13 protein-coding genes are annotated in these 14,201 nt (G+C 72.6%); 9 read left to right on the forward strand and 4 right to left on the reverse strand.

Annotated elements, in window-relative coordinates:
• Positions 1-11: 11 nt before the first annotated feature.
• Positions 12-1,073 (reverse strand): ATP-binding protein, encoded by a 1,062-nt coding sequence (locus tag ACFXKZ_RS15565; protein ID WP_380000567.1) that lies wholly within the window; start codon positions 1,071-1,073, stop codon positions 12-14.
• 221 nt (positions 1,074-1,294) lie between these two features.
• Between ACFXKZ_RS15565 and ACFXKZ_RS15570 the strand changes: the two genes are divergently transcribed.
• Together ACFXKZ_RS15570 and ACFXKZ_RS15575 are read left to right on the forward strand one after the other, a co-directional pair.
• Positions 1,295-2,092, forward strand: coding sequence for an arylamine N-acetyltransferase (locus tag ACFXKZ_RS15570; protein WP_380000569.1), 798 nt, complete (start codon positions 1,295-1,297; stop codon positions 2,090-2,092).
• A gap of 265 nt (positions 2,093-2,357) precedes the next feature.
• Complete coding sequence (locus tag ACFXKZ_RS15575) at positions 2,358-3,515, forward strand: hypothetical protein (RefSeq protein WP_380000571.1); 1,158 nt, start codon at positions 2,358-2,360, stop codon at positions 3,513-3,515.
• Positions 3,516-3,567: 52 nt separating this feature from the next.
• On the opposite strand, the gene ACFXKZ_RS15580 is transcribed toward ACFXKZ_RS15575, so the two are convergent.
• Positions 3,568-3,945, reverse strand: coding sequence for a DUF952 domain-containing protein (locus tag ACFXKZ_RS15580; protein WP_380000574.1), 378 nt, complete (start codon positions 3,943-3,945; stop codon positions 3,568-3,570).
• Between the two features lie 222 nt (positions 3,946-4,167).
• On the opposite strand from ACFXKZ_RS15580, the gene ACFXKZ_RS15585 reads away from it, so the two are divergent.
• On the forward strand, positions 4,168-5,052 hold the full coding sequence (locus ACFXKZ_RS15585) for a class I SAM-dependent methyltransferase (RefSeq protein WP_380000576.1): 885 nt from the start codon (positions 4,168-4,170) through the stop codon (positions 5,050-5,052).
• 21 nt (positions 5,053-5,073) lie between these two features.
• Here ACFXKZ_RS15585 and ACFXKZ_RS15590 read toward each other — a convergent pair whose 3' ends face one another.
• Positions 5,074-6,693 carry an MFS transporter gene (locus tag ACFXKZ_RS15590; RefSeq protein WP_380000577.1) on the reverse strand — a complete coding sequence of 540 codons (1,620 nt, stop codon included), beginning with the start codon at positions 6,691-6,693 and terminating at the stop codon, positions 5,074-5,076.
• 214 nt (positions 6,694-6,907) lie between these two features.
• On the opposite strand from ACFXKZ_RS15590, the gene ACFXKZ_RS15595 reads away from it, so the two are divergent.
• Complete coding sequence (locus tag ACFXKZ_RS15595; protein ID WP_380000579.1) at positions 6,908-7,849, forward strand: TetR/AcrR family transcriptional regulator C-terminal domain-containing protein; 942 nt, start codon at positions 6,908-6,910, stop codon at positions 7,847-7,849.
• Positions 7,850-7,883: 34 nt separating this feature from the next.
• On the opposite strand, the gene ACFXKZ_RS15600 is transcribed toward ACFXKZ_RS15595, so the two are convergent.
• Positions 7,884-8,312, reverse strand: coding sequence for a response regulator (locus ACFXKZ_RS15600; RefSeq protein WP_380000581.1), 429 nt, complete (start codon positions 8,310-8,312; stop codon positions 7,884-7,886).
• A 254-nt stretch (positions 8,313-8,566) separates the two neighbouring features.
• Between ACFXKZ_RS15600 and ACFXKZ_RS15605 the strand changes: the two genes are divergently transcribed.
• The 5 genes from ACFXKZ_RS15605 to ACFXKZ_RS15625 all read left to right on the forward strand — a co-directional run bounded on the left by ACFXKZ_RS15605 (position 8,567) and on the right by ACFXKZ_RS15625 (position 14,174).
• Positions 8,567-9,304, forward strand: a complete 738-nt coding sequence (locus tag ACFXKZ_RS15605; RefSeq protein ID WP_380000583.1) for a class I SAM-dependent methyltransferase — start codon at positions 8,567-8,569, stop codon at positions 9,302-9,304.
• Positions 9,305-9,316: 12 nt separating this feature from the next.
• Positions 9,317-10,093: an SGNH/GDSL hydrolase family protein gene (locus ACFXKZ_RS15610; RefSeq protein ID WP_380000586.1), complete on the forward strand. Its 777-nt coding sequence runs from the start codon at positions 9,317-9,319 to the stop codon at positions 10,091-10,093.
• A gap of 123 nt (positions 10,094-10,216) precedes the next feature.
• Positions 10,217-11,062, forward strand: a complete 846-nt coding sequence (locus tag ACFXKZ_RS15615; protein ID WP_380000588.1) for a siderophore-interacting protein — start codon at positions 10,217-10,219, stop codon at positions 11,060-11,062.
• A 221-nt stretch (positions 11,063-11,283) separates the two neighbouring features.
• Positions 11,284-12,744, forward strand: a complete 1,461-nt coding sequence (locus ACFXKZ_RS15620) for a M1 family metallopeptidase (protein WP_380000590.1) — start codon at positions 11,284-11,286, stop codon at positions 12,742-12,744.
• Positions 12,745-12,914: 170 nt separating this feature from the next.
• Positions 12,915-14,174, forward strand: a complete 1,260-nt coding sequence (locus ACFXKZ_RS15625; protein WP_380000592.1) for an MFS transporter — start codon at positions 12,915-12,917, stop codon at positions 14,172-14,174.
• Positions 14,175-14,201 lie beyond the last annotated feature (27 nt).

Genomic DNA, 14,201 nt, shown 5'->3' on the forward strand with positions numbered 1-14,201 from the left:
CGGCGGCCCGTTCAGCGCCGCGCGCCGACCAGGCGCGGCAGGTCGCGGGCGGCTTCGAGCAGAAACCACGCGGGCAGCGGCTCGGCGCCCTCCCGGTCGTCGGCGATCACGAGTTGGGCCATCTCCAGGGAGATCTCGGCGAGTTCGGTCAAGAGCCCCTTGGCCCGGAAGGCGAAGTCGCGCAGCGCGGGCGAGACGTGCCGGCGGTCGGCCGGGAGGTCCTTGGCCAGTCGCGCGCGGAAGCTCTCGACCAGGAAGTAGAGCAGGTCCCGGTCGGCGGGCGCGGCCGGCCAACGCGCGTCGCCCTTGAGGATGGCGTCCAGGCCGTAGGCGTTGCGCACGGTCTTGAGGAAGCCGAGGAACGCGGCGGCGTGGGTGGGGGTGAGCGTGCCGTGGGCGAGCAGTCGCACGTGTTCGTCGCCGACGTCGGGGCCGAAGGAGTACAGCCCGTCGGAGAGCATGTGCCACGCGCGCGGCGTGGAGAACGCCTCCTCGGTCTTGGGCGGCGCGCTCCACAGGTGGTCGGGTCGGGCCCGGATGTGCTCCAGGATCCAGGGGTGGATGCCGTTGACGCCGGCCCAGCCGAGCCAGTCGTCGACCGAGGCGCGCAGGTGTACGTGCACGAGGCGGTTGATCAGCGCCGAAGACATCGGTCGGGCCAGCGCGTTGTCGCTCGCCCGGTTGCCCGCGCCGATCACCACCGACCCGGCGGGCAGCGTGTACGAGCCGATCCGTCGGTCCAGGATCAGCGAGTAGAACGCCTTCTGCACGTCCGGGGAGGCGGCGTTGAGTTCGTCCAGGAACAGGCAGTACGGCTCGTCCCGGGCGATCTGCTCGGGCGGGCAGAACCGGCTGCGGCCGGCCACGACCTGCGGCACGCCGATCAGGTCCTCGGGGGCGAGCTGGGTGCCGAGGAGCGACACACACTCCAGGCCGATCGAGGCGGCGAAGTCGCGTACCAGCGACGACTTTCCGATCCCGGGAGCGCCCCACACGAAGACCGGTCGCACCAGCGCGGTATGCAGCAGGACGTCGGGCAGTGCTGCGGGGGTGATCGTGTGTGCGGCCTGCACGGCGACCTTTCGGCGAGGGGTGTGGGGGGCGCCGGAGTCGGGCTGCGGCCCTCGCATGATGCCGCCGCGGGGCCGGGCCTGTCGTGCGAATTTCCGCGCCCCGCACGGCCGCTCGCGCCGCTGCGGGGAAGGCCGACCCGGGCCGGCGGGGCCGGTCCCCGCCGGGCATGCTGAGGCGCGGCCGCAGTCGGCCGGTACCACGCACACAGCCCGGAGGCACGGTGAACCCCAACCGCATCGACAGCTACCTGGCCCTGCTCGGCGTCCCTCGCCCGGCGTCCCCGGATCCGCGGACACTGGCCGAGTTGCAGTGGCGGCACCTGCTGACCGTCCCGTTCGAGAACCTGGACATCCACCTGGGTCGCCCGCTCTCGCTCGACGAGGACACGCTGCTCGCGAAGATCCTGGATCGGCGGCGCGGCGGCCTGTGCTACGAACTCTGCGGTGCGTTCGCCGTGTTGCTGCGCGAACTCGGCTACCGCGTCACCCTGTTGTCCGCGTACACCTACGGCGACTCGGGGCGGGTGGGGATCCCGTTCGACCACTTGGCGCTGCGCGTCGACCTGGAGCATCCGTGGCTGGTCGACGTCGGTTTCGGGCGCTTCACCCACCGCCCGATACGGCTGGATCTGCGGACGGACCAGGTGGACCCGGGCGGAGTGTTCCGGATCGTCGACGGCGAGTACGGCGAGGTCGACATCCTGCACGACGGAAAGCGTGCGTACCGCCTGGAGCCCCGCCCGCGCGTGTCGGGCGACTTCGTGACCGGGTGCTGGTGGCACCAGACCGCGCCGGCGTCGCGCTTCACCCACGCCCCGGTGTGCTCGCTCGCCCTCCCGGACGGACGGATCACCATCTCCGACCGCACCCTGATCCGGACCACCGGCACCGACCGCCACGAGGAGCGACTCGTCGACGACGCCGCCCTCCTGGCCGCCTACCGCGAGCACTTCGGCATCACCCTGGACCGGATCCCGACCCGACTGGCGAACCCGCCGATTCCCACCGAAACCCCCTGATCACGGTCGGCCGCACGCTCCGGGCAGGCGCGCGGCCGACTCCGTGGCTGTGATCAGCGCCACAGGAAATCCCGGGGCTCACCCGTCACATCCCCACACGTTCGACCCGTCTAGTCACCAGTGGGTTCGGCCGACCCACCACGTTCACCATTCCCGAGCCTCCATTCCTTCCCGATACCTTCGCGCTCTTGTCGGGGCGCCGACGGCGAGGTCAGTCATGCCCGAAACCTGCTACGAACCGGTTGTTCAACCGGTCGTCCGAGCCATGTCCGCGGGCATCTGCGCGTCGGTCGAGCCGCCCCGACGACGCCTCTCGGCGCCCACCCGCCGCACGCTGCTCCTCGTGGCGTGCGTGCTACTGGCCGCGTACACCGGGATCCGCGCACCGAGCGCGTGGACCGCGACATTGCAGACGATCTCGCTCCAGGACGGCTTCCACCGGCGGTTCGTGGTCGGCACAGTGCTGCATCCGGTCGCGGAGGCGACGGACTACCCGTACGCGCTGTTCGCCGGCACGTCGTTCGTGATCCTGGCCGCGCTGCTCGCGGTCGTGGTGGTCGCGGCGGCGCGCACCCGGGTGCCGGCCCGGCGGGCCCTGGTTGCCGGGTGGCTGGTGCTGCCCACCGGCGGCTACCTCTTCCACGAGGTCGGCTACTTCGAACAGCTGCTGTTCCTGGCCCTGTTCGGCGCGTGGTGGCTGCTCGCCCGGGGTCGCGTGATCGCCGCCGCGCTGGTGATGGCGGTCGCGGTGTGCGTGCACGAGATCGCGATGCTGACCGTGATCCCGCTGTTCACCCTGCTGGTGGTGGACCGGCTGCCGATCCGCCGGGCGGCGGCCGTACTGCTGCCCGCGGTGCTCGTCGGCGGCACCGTGCTGCTCGTCTCGCCGGCCGCCGACGGGGCGGCGCCCGGTCTGCAGGCTCGGCTGCGCGAGGGCGGATTCCCGGCCCGGGCCGACGTGTTCGAGATCTTCGGCCGGACGCAGGCGGAGAGTCTGCGGATGTACGAGCCATTCGAGGTGTTGTGGTTCCTGGTCCCGCTCGCGGTGCTCCTCGCCGCGGCGCCGGCCCTGGCGTTCGCCGGGGGCACCGTGGTGGGGCCGCGCCGACTGTTGGCGATCGCGGCGGCCGTCGCGCCGCTGGTGGCCGCGTTCGCCGGATGGGACACCCACCGCTGGGCGTTCCTGCTCCTGGCCAACACGGCCGTGGTGGCGTGGTGGTGGCTGGGGCAGGAGCCGCCCGATGCGGCCCCGTCCCGGGTGCGCTCACGCCACCGGGTGCTGGTGGCCGCGGCATTGCTGTGCGTACACGTACCGCTGGCCTACTTCGACGACTTCGCCCCCCGCGAACTCACCGGCCCGGGGATCAACGCCTTCGTCGAGGACTCGATCTCCGGCGACCTGCTGCGCACGCCGACCCGATGACGGCGCCTGAGCCCCGCGGTCTCCGCGCGTCCCGGCACAGGCCGCCCGGCGGTCAGTGTCCGTAGGTGTCGAGTGCCGCGAGGACCGCCTCGGCCACGTCGTCGCCGTCGGGGGTCGCCGGCAGGTCCAGGGGGGCGGTCCACAGCGCCGCGGCCGGGTCGACCACGCCGTACACGTGCGGGAAGAGCGCGCCGCCACGCGAGGGTTCCCAGCGCAGCGCCGCCCCCAGGACGGCCGGATCCAGTGCCACCAGGACCAGATCGTCGCGGCCGGCGAAGTGCCGCCGGGCGGTCTCCGCCACCTGCGCGCCCGTGGACAGGTGCACGTAGCCGTCCACCAGGTCGATCCCGGACCCCGCGAACCGGCCGGCCCGCAGCGCCTGGGCCCACTCGTCGGCGCCGACCAGCTTGTAGACGATCTCCTCGCTCATGCCCCGACCCTAACGCCGCGCCGCCGGGCGGCCGGTCACCCGACCCCGGCGCGCCGGCGCCCGCGGCGCAGGTCACCGATCCGGTGCGCCGCCGGGAACGCTCGCCGATCGTGGATTACCGCGGCCCTTCGCCGACGTTGTGTCCCTCACACGCAGCACACGGCAGACGACGGACCCGGCCAACCGCGGCGACGGTAGCCCAGAACTCGGGAGACGCACCTGATGACCACCGACCCCCGCACCGACCCCCCGGGGCGGGACGCAGGCCCGCTCCTCGAACGCGAGGCCGAGCTGCACGCCCCCTTCCTGGAGGAGGCCGCCGCACGGCTGCGCGATCTGGCGCTGTACGGCGACCGCACGCTGACCCGGGTGGACCGGATCCTCGATCTGGGCGGCGGCCCCGGGGTCGCGTCCTGCCTGCTGGCCCGCTACTTCCCCAACGCCGACGTGGTCGCCGTCGCGCCGAACCCCGCCCTGCTGGCTCGCGCCGGCGCCCGCGCACACCGGGAGGGCCTGAGCCACCGGGTACACACCCACCACGTCGAGCTGCCCGCCGACCTGGACACCCTGGGCAGCGCCGACCTGATCTGGGCGGGCGACGTGGTCCACCACCTCGGCGACCAGCAAGCCGCGCTGGACGCCCTGGCCCGGGTGCTGCGTCCCGGCGGGATGATCGCGATCGCCGAGCGCGGCCTGTCCACCCGCTTCCTGCCCCGCGACATCGGCATCGGCCGCCCCGGCCTCCAGGCCCGGCTCGACGCCGCCCACGAGGACTGGTTCGCCGAGCTGCGGGCGAGCCTGCCCGGCGCCCGGGCGGCGGTCGAGGACCGGCCGGCCATGCTGGCCCGCGCGGGCCTGGTCCCGACCGGCACCCACTCGTTCCTGATCGACCTGCCCTCACCGCTGGACGCCCTGCCGCGCGAGCACCTGCACGCCGAACTCACGCACCGCCGCGCCCTGTTGGCCGACCGCCTGGACGCCGAGGACCTGGCCACCCTCGACGCCCTGCTCGATCCCGACACGGACACCGGCATCCTGTGGCGCCCGGACGCCTTCTACCTCGCCGCGACCACGATCCACACCGCGCGCGCCTGCCCGCGCCGCTGAGCCGACGACCGCGCGCCGGGGTCAGCGGGCGTCGACCGGCACATCGACCGCGGGCGCGCCCGCGACCGGCGCCTCGGCGAGCGCCGAAGTCCCCTGCCCCGCCCCGGCGTCGGCCACCGGCACCCCGCGCAGGAACCGCGCGCAGTAGCCGGCCCCGATCACCATGACCACCGCCGCGCCGATCGCCGCGGCGTTCATCCCGTCGCAGAACGCGTCCCGGGCCGTGTCCAGCAGGGTCCGCCCCGCGTCCCCCGACAACCGGGCCGCGGTCGCCTGCGCCCCACCCAGGGTCTCCCGCGCCGGCCCCCCGGGACCGGTGTCGGCCATCGCCCGGTGGTAGACCGCGTCGCCGATCGTGCCGAGCAGCGCCATGCCGAGCGCACCGCCGAGTTCGCTGCCCGACTCCAACACGGCGGAGGCGGAGGCGGCCCGCTCGGCCGGCGCGACGCCCATCGCCATCTCGGTCACCTGCGTCATCACCGCGACCACGCCGGCCGCGTACACCGCCGCGCCGCCGAGCAGCAGCGCGAGCGAGGAGTCGGGCCGAGCGGTCGCCAGCACCGCGAAGCCGCCGATGGCCACCGTGAATCCGCCGCTCATCACCCAGGCCCGATCGATCCGCCGGGCCAGCACGGTGGCCACGGGCGTGGCCACCGCGACCGCCAGCGACGGCACCAGGCTCCACAGCGCGGCGCGCAGCGGGCTCATCCCGAGCACCGACTGGAGGTACTGCGTGGTGAAGATGGCGAATCCGACGATCGCGAACATCGACATCACATTGGCGAACACCGCCCCGCCGAACGCCCGCATCCGCAACAGTTCCAGGTCCAACAGCGGATGCTCGGCGGTGAGTTGGCGCCGTACGAAGAGCGCCCCGACGATCAGCCCGAAAGCGATGCTCGCGATCGGCAACGTCTGTGCCCCGGATCGGGCGATCTCCTTGATCCCGTACACCACCGGCAGCAGCGTGCCGAGCGATAGCACCGCGCCGATCAGGTCGAACGACCCGTGTGCGACGCCGCGATGACGCGGGACGAAGACCGGGACCAGGATCAGCAGGATCGCCATCGCCGGCACGTTGATCAGGAAGATCGAACCCCACCAGAAGTGTTCGACGAGCACACCGGACAGGATCGGCCCGAGCGAGATGCCGCCGGTCATCACCGCGGTCCAGATCGCGATCGCCGTCCCGCGCTGTTTGGGGTCGACGAACATGGTGCGGATCAGCGCCAGCGTGGACGGCATCAGCGCCGCCCCGCCCACCCCGAGCAGGGCCCGTGCGGCGATCAGCGTCTGCGCGTCCTGCGCGTACGCCGCGAGCAGCGACGCCCCGGCGAACAGCCCCGCCCCCACCAGGAGCAGCCGCCGCCGACCGATCCGGTCGCCGAGCGCGCCCATCACGATCAGCAGACCGGAGAGCACGAACCCGTACATGTCCAGGATCCACAACTGCTGTGTGCCGGTGGGCTCCAGTGCCCGGCCGATGAACGGCACCGCGAAGTAGAGCACCGACACGTCCATGCTCACCAACAGCAGCGGCACCAGCAGGACGGCCAGCCCGACCCACTCCCGCCGCCCCGCCGACGGCGCCGCCCCCGGCTTTCCGGTCGTCTCGTCGATCGCCACTGGAATCTCCCCCATTGTTCGCACTGTCGCACCGCACTGCTTCCGTACGGCGTACGCTCCGCCGCGTACAGAGTAAACACACCGTACGCCGCGCAACAACAGCTCGATATTCCGCGGGAATAAAGGCTTCACCAAGTAGTGCACAGAAACTAGTGCACCAATCCGGCGGCAAGGGTGCTCTATAGTGCACTGACCAGGACAGGGAGTACCGACAGCCCGGGAGGCCCCGATGCCCCGCGACGCCACGCCGTCGATCCGGATCGCCGACGAGCTGCGTCGGCGGATCGAGACGGGCGAGCTGCGCCCCGGCGATCGGGTGCCCTCCACCCGGGCGATCACCGCGGAGTGGGGCGTGGCCATGGCCACCGCCACCAAGGCGCTGACCGTGCTGCGCGATGCGGGACTGGTCCGGGCGGTGCGCGGGGTCGGCACCGTGGTCGTCGACCGCTCCGACGCGCCGCGCGCCCGGGTCCGGGCGATCACCGTCCCGCCCACACACCCGCCGCGCACCGACGCCGAACTCACCCGGGAGCGAGTGATCGCGGCCGCGATCGCCATCGCCGACGAACGCGGCCTGGCGGCGGTGTCGATGCGGCAGATCGCCGCCGAGGTGGGGGTGGCTCCGATGAGCCTGTACCGGCACGTGCCCGGCAAGGAGGACCTGCTCGCCGCGATGGCCGACAGCGTGTTCGCCGGGGCGCCGTTCCCCGCCGAGGAGCGCATCGGCTGGCGGGCCCGCCTGGAGGCCTCGTGCCGGATGCAGTGGGCGATGTACCGCCGCCACCCGTGGCTGGCCCAGGTCATGTCGATGACCCGCCCGCTGCCGACGGTGCGCGGCATGCGGCATGTGGAGTGGGCGATGGCCGAGTTCGAGGGGCTGCCGACGGGCGTGATGATCCACATCGCGGTGACGATGCTCAACTATGTACGCGGCACCGCGATCAATCTCGCCGGGGAATCCGAGGCCGAACGCGCCACGGGCGTGTCCAGCGAGGAATGGATGCAGGCCCAGGACGAGACCATGGACCTGATCCTGGCCGGCGGCGACTTCCCGATGTACTCCGCCGCGTTGACCGACCCCGACCTGGAACTGAGCCTCGAAACGTTGTTCACCTTCGGGCTGGACCGCCTCCTGGACGGCATCGCCTGCCTGATCCCCGCGAGCGGGTGAGCGCGCCGCGCCGAAACGGCGGGCGCGCCCGCGCTCACCCGCGCGGCAGCGTCACCAGGCTCAGGAAGAACTCGTCGATCCGGCGCACCGCCTCCAGGAACGACTCCAACTCGACCGGCTTGGTCACGAACGCGTTCGCGTGCAGGTCGTAACTGCGCCGCACGTCGTCGGGCGCGGCCGAGGTGGACAGCACCACCACCGGGATCGTCCGCCACCGCTCGTCGGCCTTCATCGCCGACAACACCTCGCGACCGTCCATCCGCGGCATGTTCAGATCCAGGATCACCAGATCCGGCCGCGCATGCGTACGCAGCCACTCCAGCGCCTCCATGCCGTCCGCGACCCGACACAGGGTGTGCCCCCGTTCCCGGTCCAGCAACGCCTCTTCGATCATCAACGCGTCGCCCGGATCGTCCTCCACCAGCAACACCGTCAGCGTTCGTGTCATCGCGGTCTGGCTCATCGCACCACCTTCGGATCACGGCCACGGCCGACCCTCGACCGGACCGACACCCATCCATCGAACTCGGCGCGCACGCACCACCGACCCGCCTCCGAAGGCTAACGCCTCCGGTCCACCGATACGGAGAGCACACCGGCACCGCCCGTCCCGGTCCTTGACGCATATCACGCGATGGCCCATCGTGGGGCGTCGGTCACACTCGGCAACCGGGCGGATGCGCAGACCGGTGCTCGGCGAACCAGGGGGGAACCGCCATGCGGATGAACACCGTCGAGAAGATGGTCGTGGCCAGTCCACTGCGCCGGGGCCCGCAGATCTGGTACGAGACACCCCTGCTGCTGCGCCTGGGCGGCCGGCTCGACCCGGGCGCACACGCGCTGGAGATCGGCTGCGGCACCGGCCGGGGCATCGAGCTGATCCTGAACCGCTTCGGCGCCGCGCGGGTGGACGGCATCGACGTCGACCCCGACTCGCTCGCCCGGGCCCGGCGGCGCTGGCACGGCAACAGCCGGGTCGCCATCGTCCAGGGTTCGGCCACCGACCTGCGCACCGCGGTCGACGCGGCGGACGCGAGCTACGACGCGGTCTTCGACTTCGCGATCGTGCACCACATCCCGGACTGGCGCGCCTGCCTGGCCGAGGTGGGCCGGGTGTTGCGCCCGGGCGGCCGGTTCTACTTCTCCGAGATGACCGCCCGCGCACTGGCCCGCCCCACCCTGGCCCTGCTGTTCGACCACCCCACCGAGGACCGCTTCGACGCCCGCGACTTCCTCGCCGAACTCCCCCGACACGGCCTCGACGTCATCGGCAGCAAGTCCCTCCTCGGCGACTACTTCTTCGGGGTGGCCCAACGCCGGGAGCCACAGGGCCGAGGGGCCCGACCGGCCCGGCCCGACGCCTCGAAACCCCAGCGCGTGGACACAACGCAACGAGCGAAGCGGGCGGGCACACCGAATCCGACCCGACCAACACCCAACCGCGGCCCGCACTAGGCTCGTCAGGCGATGCTCAACACACACCCCACCTTCGAAACCTTCGTCGCGGTAGGCGATTCCTTCACCGAAGGCATGTCCGACCCGGACGCCCACGGCAACTACCGCGGCTGGGCCGACCTCCTCGCCGACCGACTCGCCATCGACACGCCGACGCTGCGCTACGCCAACCTGGCCGTGCGCGGAAAGCTGATCCGGCAGATCGCGGACGAGCAGGTCGACACCGCCGTCGCGCTCGACGGCGCGCTGATCAGCCTCGCCGGCGGCCTCAACGACGTGCTGCGCCCGCGCTGCGACGTCGGCGCGGTCTGCGCGGTGTTCGAGCAGGCCGCGGCCAAGCTCGCCGCCGGCGGGGGACACCTGGTGCTGTTCCGCAGCACCGACCCCACCCGCCGACTGCGCTCCTCCGCCCGGCTGATGCCCCGGATCGAACGCCTGGTGGAGTTCGTGGACACCGTCGGCGCCCGCCACGACGCCACCGTGGTCGACCTGTTCACCGCGCGCGTCTTCGACGATCCCCGGATGTGGGCGGACGACCGGCTGCACCTGTCCACCGAGGGACACCGCCGGGTCGCCGAGGCCACCGCGCAGGCACTCGGCCTGCCCGGCGACGACGACTGGCGCGCACCGCTGCCCGCCGCCGCGCCACGCACGTGGGGCGACCGCAGGCGCGCCGACGCGCGCTGGGCCCGTACCCACCTCGGCCCCTGGCTGGCCCGCCGCGCCACCGGCCGCTCCTCCGGCGACGGCCGCGCCCCCAAGCGCGCCGAACTCACCCCGTGGCGATAGCGCGTGTCTCCAGGCCCCCGGCCGGAATCTTTCCCGCCCCGGGCGACCGACGGCGCGCATGTCAGGTTAGGGTTACCTAACAAACACGCGCCGAGTCGCACAGTGCAGGCGAGGAGAACCCCCATGGCGGACAGCCCGGTACGCAAGCCCCGCAAGCTGATCGAACTCGAGGTGCGCAGCACCGAACAGGTCGGCCCGCACCTCATCCGGATCGTCGCCGGCGGCGAGGGCTACCGGAACTTCACCGACAACGGCTACACCGACGCCTACGTCAAGGTGCTCTTCCCGCTGCCCGGGGTGAGCTACCCGGAGCCGTTCGACATGGAGGTCATCCGGGCCGAACTCCCGCGCGAGGACTGGCCGCGCACCCGTACGTACACGGTGCGCGCGAACAACCCGGCGGCCGGCGAGCTGACCATCGAGTTCGTGCACCACGGCGACGAGGGCCTGGCCGGCCCCTGGGCGGCGCGCGCCAAGCCGGGCGACACGCTGCGCCTGCTCGGTCCCGGCGGCGCCTACGCGCCCGACCCCGAGGCGGACTGGCACCTGTTCGTCGGCGACGAGAGCGCCTACCCGGCGATCGCCGCGTCGATGGAGCGGCTGCCCGCCGCCGCCCGGGCGATCGCGCTCCTGGAGGTGGGCACCACGGCCGAGACGCCCACCGGCATCCTGCCCGCGACCCATCCCGAGCTGGACCTCGACCTCACCTGGATCACCCGCGACGCCGGCCCCGGCCTGCTCGACGCGCTGCGCGCGCTGGAGTTCCCGACCGGTCGGGTACACGCGTTCGTGCACGGCGAGGCCGGCGTGGTCAAGGAACTGCGCCGACACCTGGTCGACGAGCGCGGCGTCGACCGCGCCGACATCTCCTTCTCCGGCTACTGGCGCAAGGGCCGTGACGAGGACGGCTTCCAGGCGGACAAGGCCGCCGAAAAGGCCGCCGAACGCGCCGCCGAACAGCGCGCCTGAACCCGTCCCACCCCTCGGCGGTCCGGCCCCGCCCCCCGGACCGCCGCCGCGCCCCGACCACACCCGGATCCAACTCCCGAGGCGGCGACGGCCGCACGGCGGTCGGGCCCACTCCGGCCCGACCGCGGGTGCACGCCGCTCGGGCGAACTGCCGGGCCGGCCGGGTGAAACCGCGCGTGGGGCACTACCGCGGGCGATCGGGCCGGCACAGGGTGGTGCCCATGAGACGTCCACCACACACCGTCACATCCCTCCTCGCCCTCGCGACCGCCCTCACCCTCACCGCGGCCGTCGCCCCCGTGGCCCACGCCGACGACGCCCGGCCCACCCCGGGCGCGCCCGGCATCGGCGATCCGCTGTTCCCGCTGAGCGGCAACGGCGGCTACCGCGCCGACCACTACACGCTCGCCTTCGACTGGCAGGCGCCCGGCGCCGCGTTCCCGGCCGTCACCACCATCGAGGCCACCGCCACCCAGGCGCTGTCCCGGTTCGACCTCGACTTCGCGGGCAACACCCTCGGCCGGGTCACCGTCGACGGCCGCCCGGCCGAAACCCGGCGCGACGGCGACGAGTTGGTGATCACCCCGGCCCGCCCGCTGCGCAAGGGCCGCGCGTTCACCGTCCGGGTCGAGTACACCGCCGACCCCACCCAGCAGCGCCACCGCGACGACGCCATCGAGACGTTCGGCTGGATCCCCACCCCCGACGGCACGGTGATCTACCCGCAGCCCGACGGCGCCAAGATGATCTTCCCGAGCAACGACCACCCGAGCCTGCGCGCCCGCACCACGGTCGAGATCACCGCGGCCGACGACCTCACCGCGCTTTCCAACGGCACCCTCGTCCACAAGCGCCCGGCCGCTCCCGGCCGCACCCGCTGGACCTACGACAGCCGGCAACCGGTGGCCGGCCAGCTCTTCCAACTCGCCGTCGGCAAGTACACCCTGATCGACGGCAAGGCCGCCGACGGTACCCGGCTGCGCGACGCGATCCCGCCGGACCTGGTCGACCGGGTCGAGCAGTACCGCTCGCTGACCCCGCGACACCTGGCCTGGGTGACGGACAAGCTCGGCCCGTACCCGTTCGACAGCTACGGCCTGCTCGTCGCGCACACCGACCTCGGCGTCGCGCTGGAGACCCAGGGGTTGTCCCTGCTCCCCGAGGGCGACCTGCTCGGCGACAAGATCAACGCCGAACGCAACATGGTGCACGAGCTGGTGCACCAGTGGACCGGCGACAGCGTGGCCATCGAACGCTGGTCCGACCTGTGGCTGAGCGAGGGCCACGCCCGCTACTACGAGCGCGTCTACAGCGAGGAGAACGGCGGCGCCAACATGGAGGCGCTGATGCGCGAGGCGTACCGGCAACACGACATCTGGCGCCGGGACACCGGCGCGCCGGCCGAGCCCACCGAGCCGAACCTGTTCAAGCGCATGCGCTACGACGGCTCGGCGCTGGTCTTCTACGCGCTGCGCGCCGAGGTCGGCGCGGACACCTTCGCCCGGATCGAACGGGCCTGGACCACCCGCTTCAAGGGCCGCGCCGCGAGCACCGCCGACTACGTGAACCTGGCCTCCCAGGTCGCCCAGCGCGACCTGGCCCCATTCCTGACCCCGTGGCTGTACGGCGCCAAGACCCCGCCGATGCCGGGCCACCCGGACTGGACCGTCGACCCGGCCTGACCGCGCGATCCCGACATCCCGGGCGCGGCGGCCGACCACCGCCGCGCCCGGGCCGGTTCGGCGTGCTCCCGCGCGAAACAACCCCGGGAAAGCGACTTTGCCGACCGCCTCTCCCGTGATAGAAACCGGAACGAACGTCCCACTTTATTTTTCTATCGACGGGAACTCCCGTGCGCAACCCCTACCGAGACATCTTCACCGCGCCCGGCGCCAAGGGATTCTCGGCGGCCGGCTTCATCGCCCGCATGCCCATCTCGATGACCGGCATCGGCATCGTCACCATGCTCTCCGAACTGCGCGGCGAATACGGTCTGGCCGGCGCGGTGGCGGCCACCTTCGCACTGGCCACCGCGCTGATCGCGCCGCAGGTGTCGCGGATCGTGGACCGCTACGGGCAGGGCCGAATACTTCCGCCTGCCACCGCCGTCAGCGTGTTCGCGATGGGTGCCCTCCTGCTGTGCGCCCGCTACGACGCCCCCGCGTGGACCCTGTTCGTGTGCGCGGTGCCGGCCGGCTGCATGCCCAGCATGGGGGCCATGGTCCGCGCCCGCTGGCTGGTCCTGTACCGCGGCTCGGCGCACCTGCACACGGCGTTCTCGTTCGAGTCCGTGGTCGACGAACTGTGTTTCATCCTGGGCCCGATCATCGCCGTCCAGCTCTCGGTGTCCGTCTTCCCCGAGGCGGGGCCGCTGGCCGCGATCGTCTTCTTCACCGTCGGCGTGCTGCTGTTCACCGTGCAGCGCGGCACCGAGCCCCCGCCGCACCCGCGCACCGCCGGCCCGACCAGGTCGGTCATGCGGATCCGGGGGCTCCAGGTGCTCGTGGTCACCCTGATCGCGATCGGCGCCATCTTCGGCACCGTCGACGTGGTCACCATCGCCTTCGCCGAGGAGCACGGTCAACGCAGCAACGCGAGCTTCGTGTTGGCCACCTACGCGGCCGGCTCCTGCATCGCCGGGGTTGCGTTCGGCGCGTTCAAGTTCGCCGCCCCGCTGCCCCGGATGTTGCTGATCAGCGTGGGCTGCACCGCGATCACCATCCTGCCGCTGCTGCTCGTGGGCAACCTGCCCGCACTCGCGGCGACCGTGTTCGTCGCGGGCATGTCCATCTCGCCCACCATGATCCTCACGGTCAGCCTGGTCGAGCGCCTGGTCCCGCCCGCGCGGCTGACCGAGGGCATGACCTGGACCGCCACCGGCATCGGCATCGGCGTGGCCGCCGGCTCCTCGCTGTCCGGTCTGGTCGTGGACCACTTCGGCGCCCGGGCCGGCTTCGGAGTCGCGGTCGGCGCGGCCCTCGTCGCGGTCGTGATGGCGCTCGGTGGATACCGTGTGTTGCGGCGGACCGCCCCGCGCGTGGTCGGCACAACCGTCGCGCACGGCGGCTCGCTGCCCCAGGCCGCACCCGTACGAGAAGGTGAGTCCCACTGACCGAGGAAGCCGTCGACGGCCGGCGGG

The organism is Embleya sp. NPDC059237 (assembly GCF_042754105.1).
GTDB lineage: Bacteria > Actinomycetota > Actinomycetes > Streptomycetales > Streptomycetaceae > Embleya.

Coding starts and splice junctions, on each gene's coding strand:
- ACFXKZ_RS15575 (WP_380000571.1), top strand. CDS start 2,358: ATGTCCGCGGGCATCTGCGCGTCGGTCGAGCCGCCCCGACGACGCCTC.
- ACFXKZ_RS15580 (WP_380000574.1), bottom strand. CDS start 3,945: ATGAGCGAGGAGATCGTCTACAAGCTGGTCGGCGCCGACGAGTGGGCC.
- ACFXKZ_RS15585 (WP_380000576.1), top strand. CDS start 4,168: ATGACCACCGACCCCCGCACCGACCCCCCGGGGCGGGACGCAGGCCCG.
- ACFXKZ_RS15590 (WP_380000577.1), bottom strand. CDS start 6,693: ATGGGGGAGATTCCAGTGGCGATCGACGAGACGACCGGAAAGCCGGGG.
- ACFXKZ_RS15595 (WP_380000579.1), top strand. CDS start 6,908: ATGCCCCGCGACGCCACGCCGTCGATCCGGATCGCCGACGAGCTGCGT.
- ACFXKZ_RS15600 (WP_380000581.1), bottom strand. CDS start 8,312: ATGAGCCAGACCGCGATGACACGAACGCTGACGGTGTTGCTGGTGGAG.
- ACFXKZ_RS15605 (WP_380000583.1), top strand. CDS start 8,567: ATGCGGATGAACACCGTCGAGAAGATGGTCGTGGCCAGTCCACTGCGC.
- ACFXKZ_RS15610 (WP_380000586.1), top strand. CDS start 9,317: ATGCTCAACACACACCCCACCTTCGAAACCTTCGTCGCGGTAGGCGAT.
- ACFXKZ_RS15615 (WP_380000588.1), top strand. CDS start 10,217: ATGGCGGACAGCCCGGTACGCAAGCCCCGCAAGCTGATCGAACTCGAG.
- ACFXKZ_RS15620 (WP_380000590.1), top strand. CDS start 11,284: ATGAGACGTCCACCACACACCGTCACATCCCTCCTCGCCCTCGCGACC.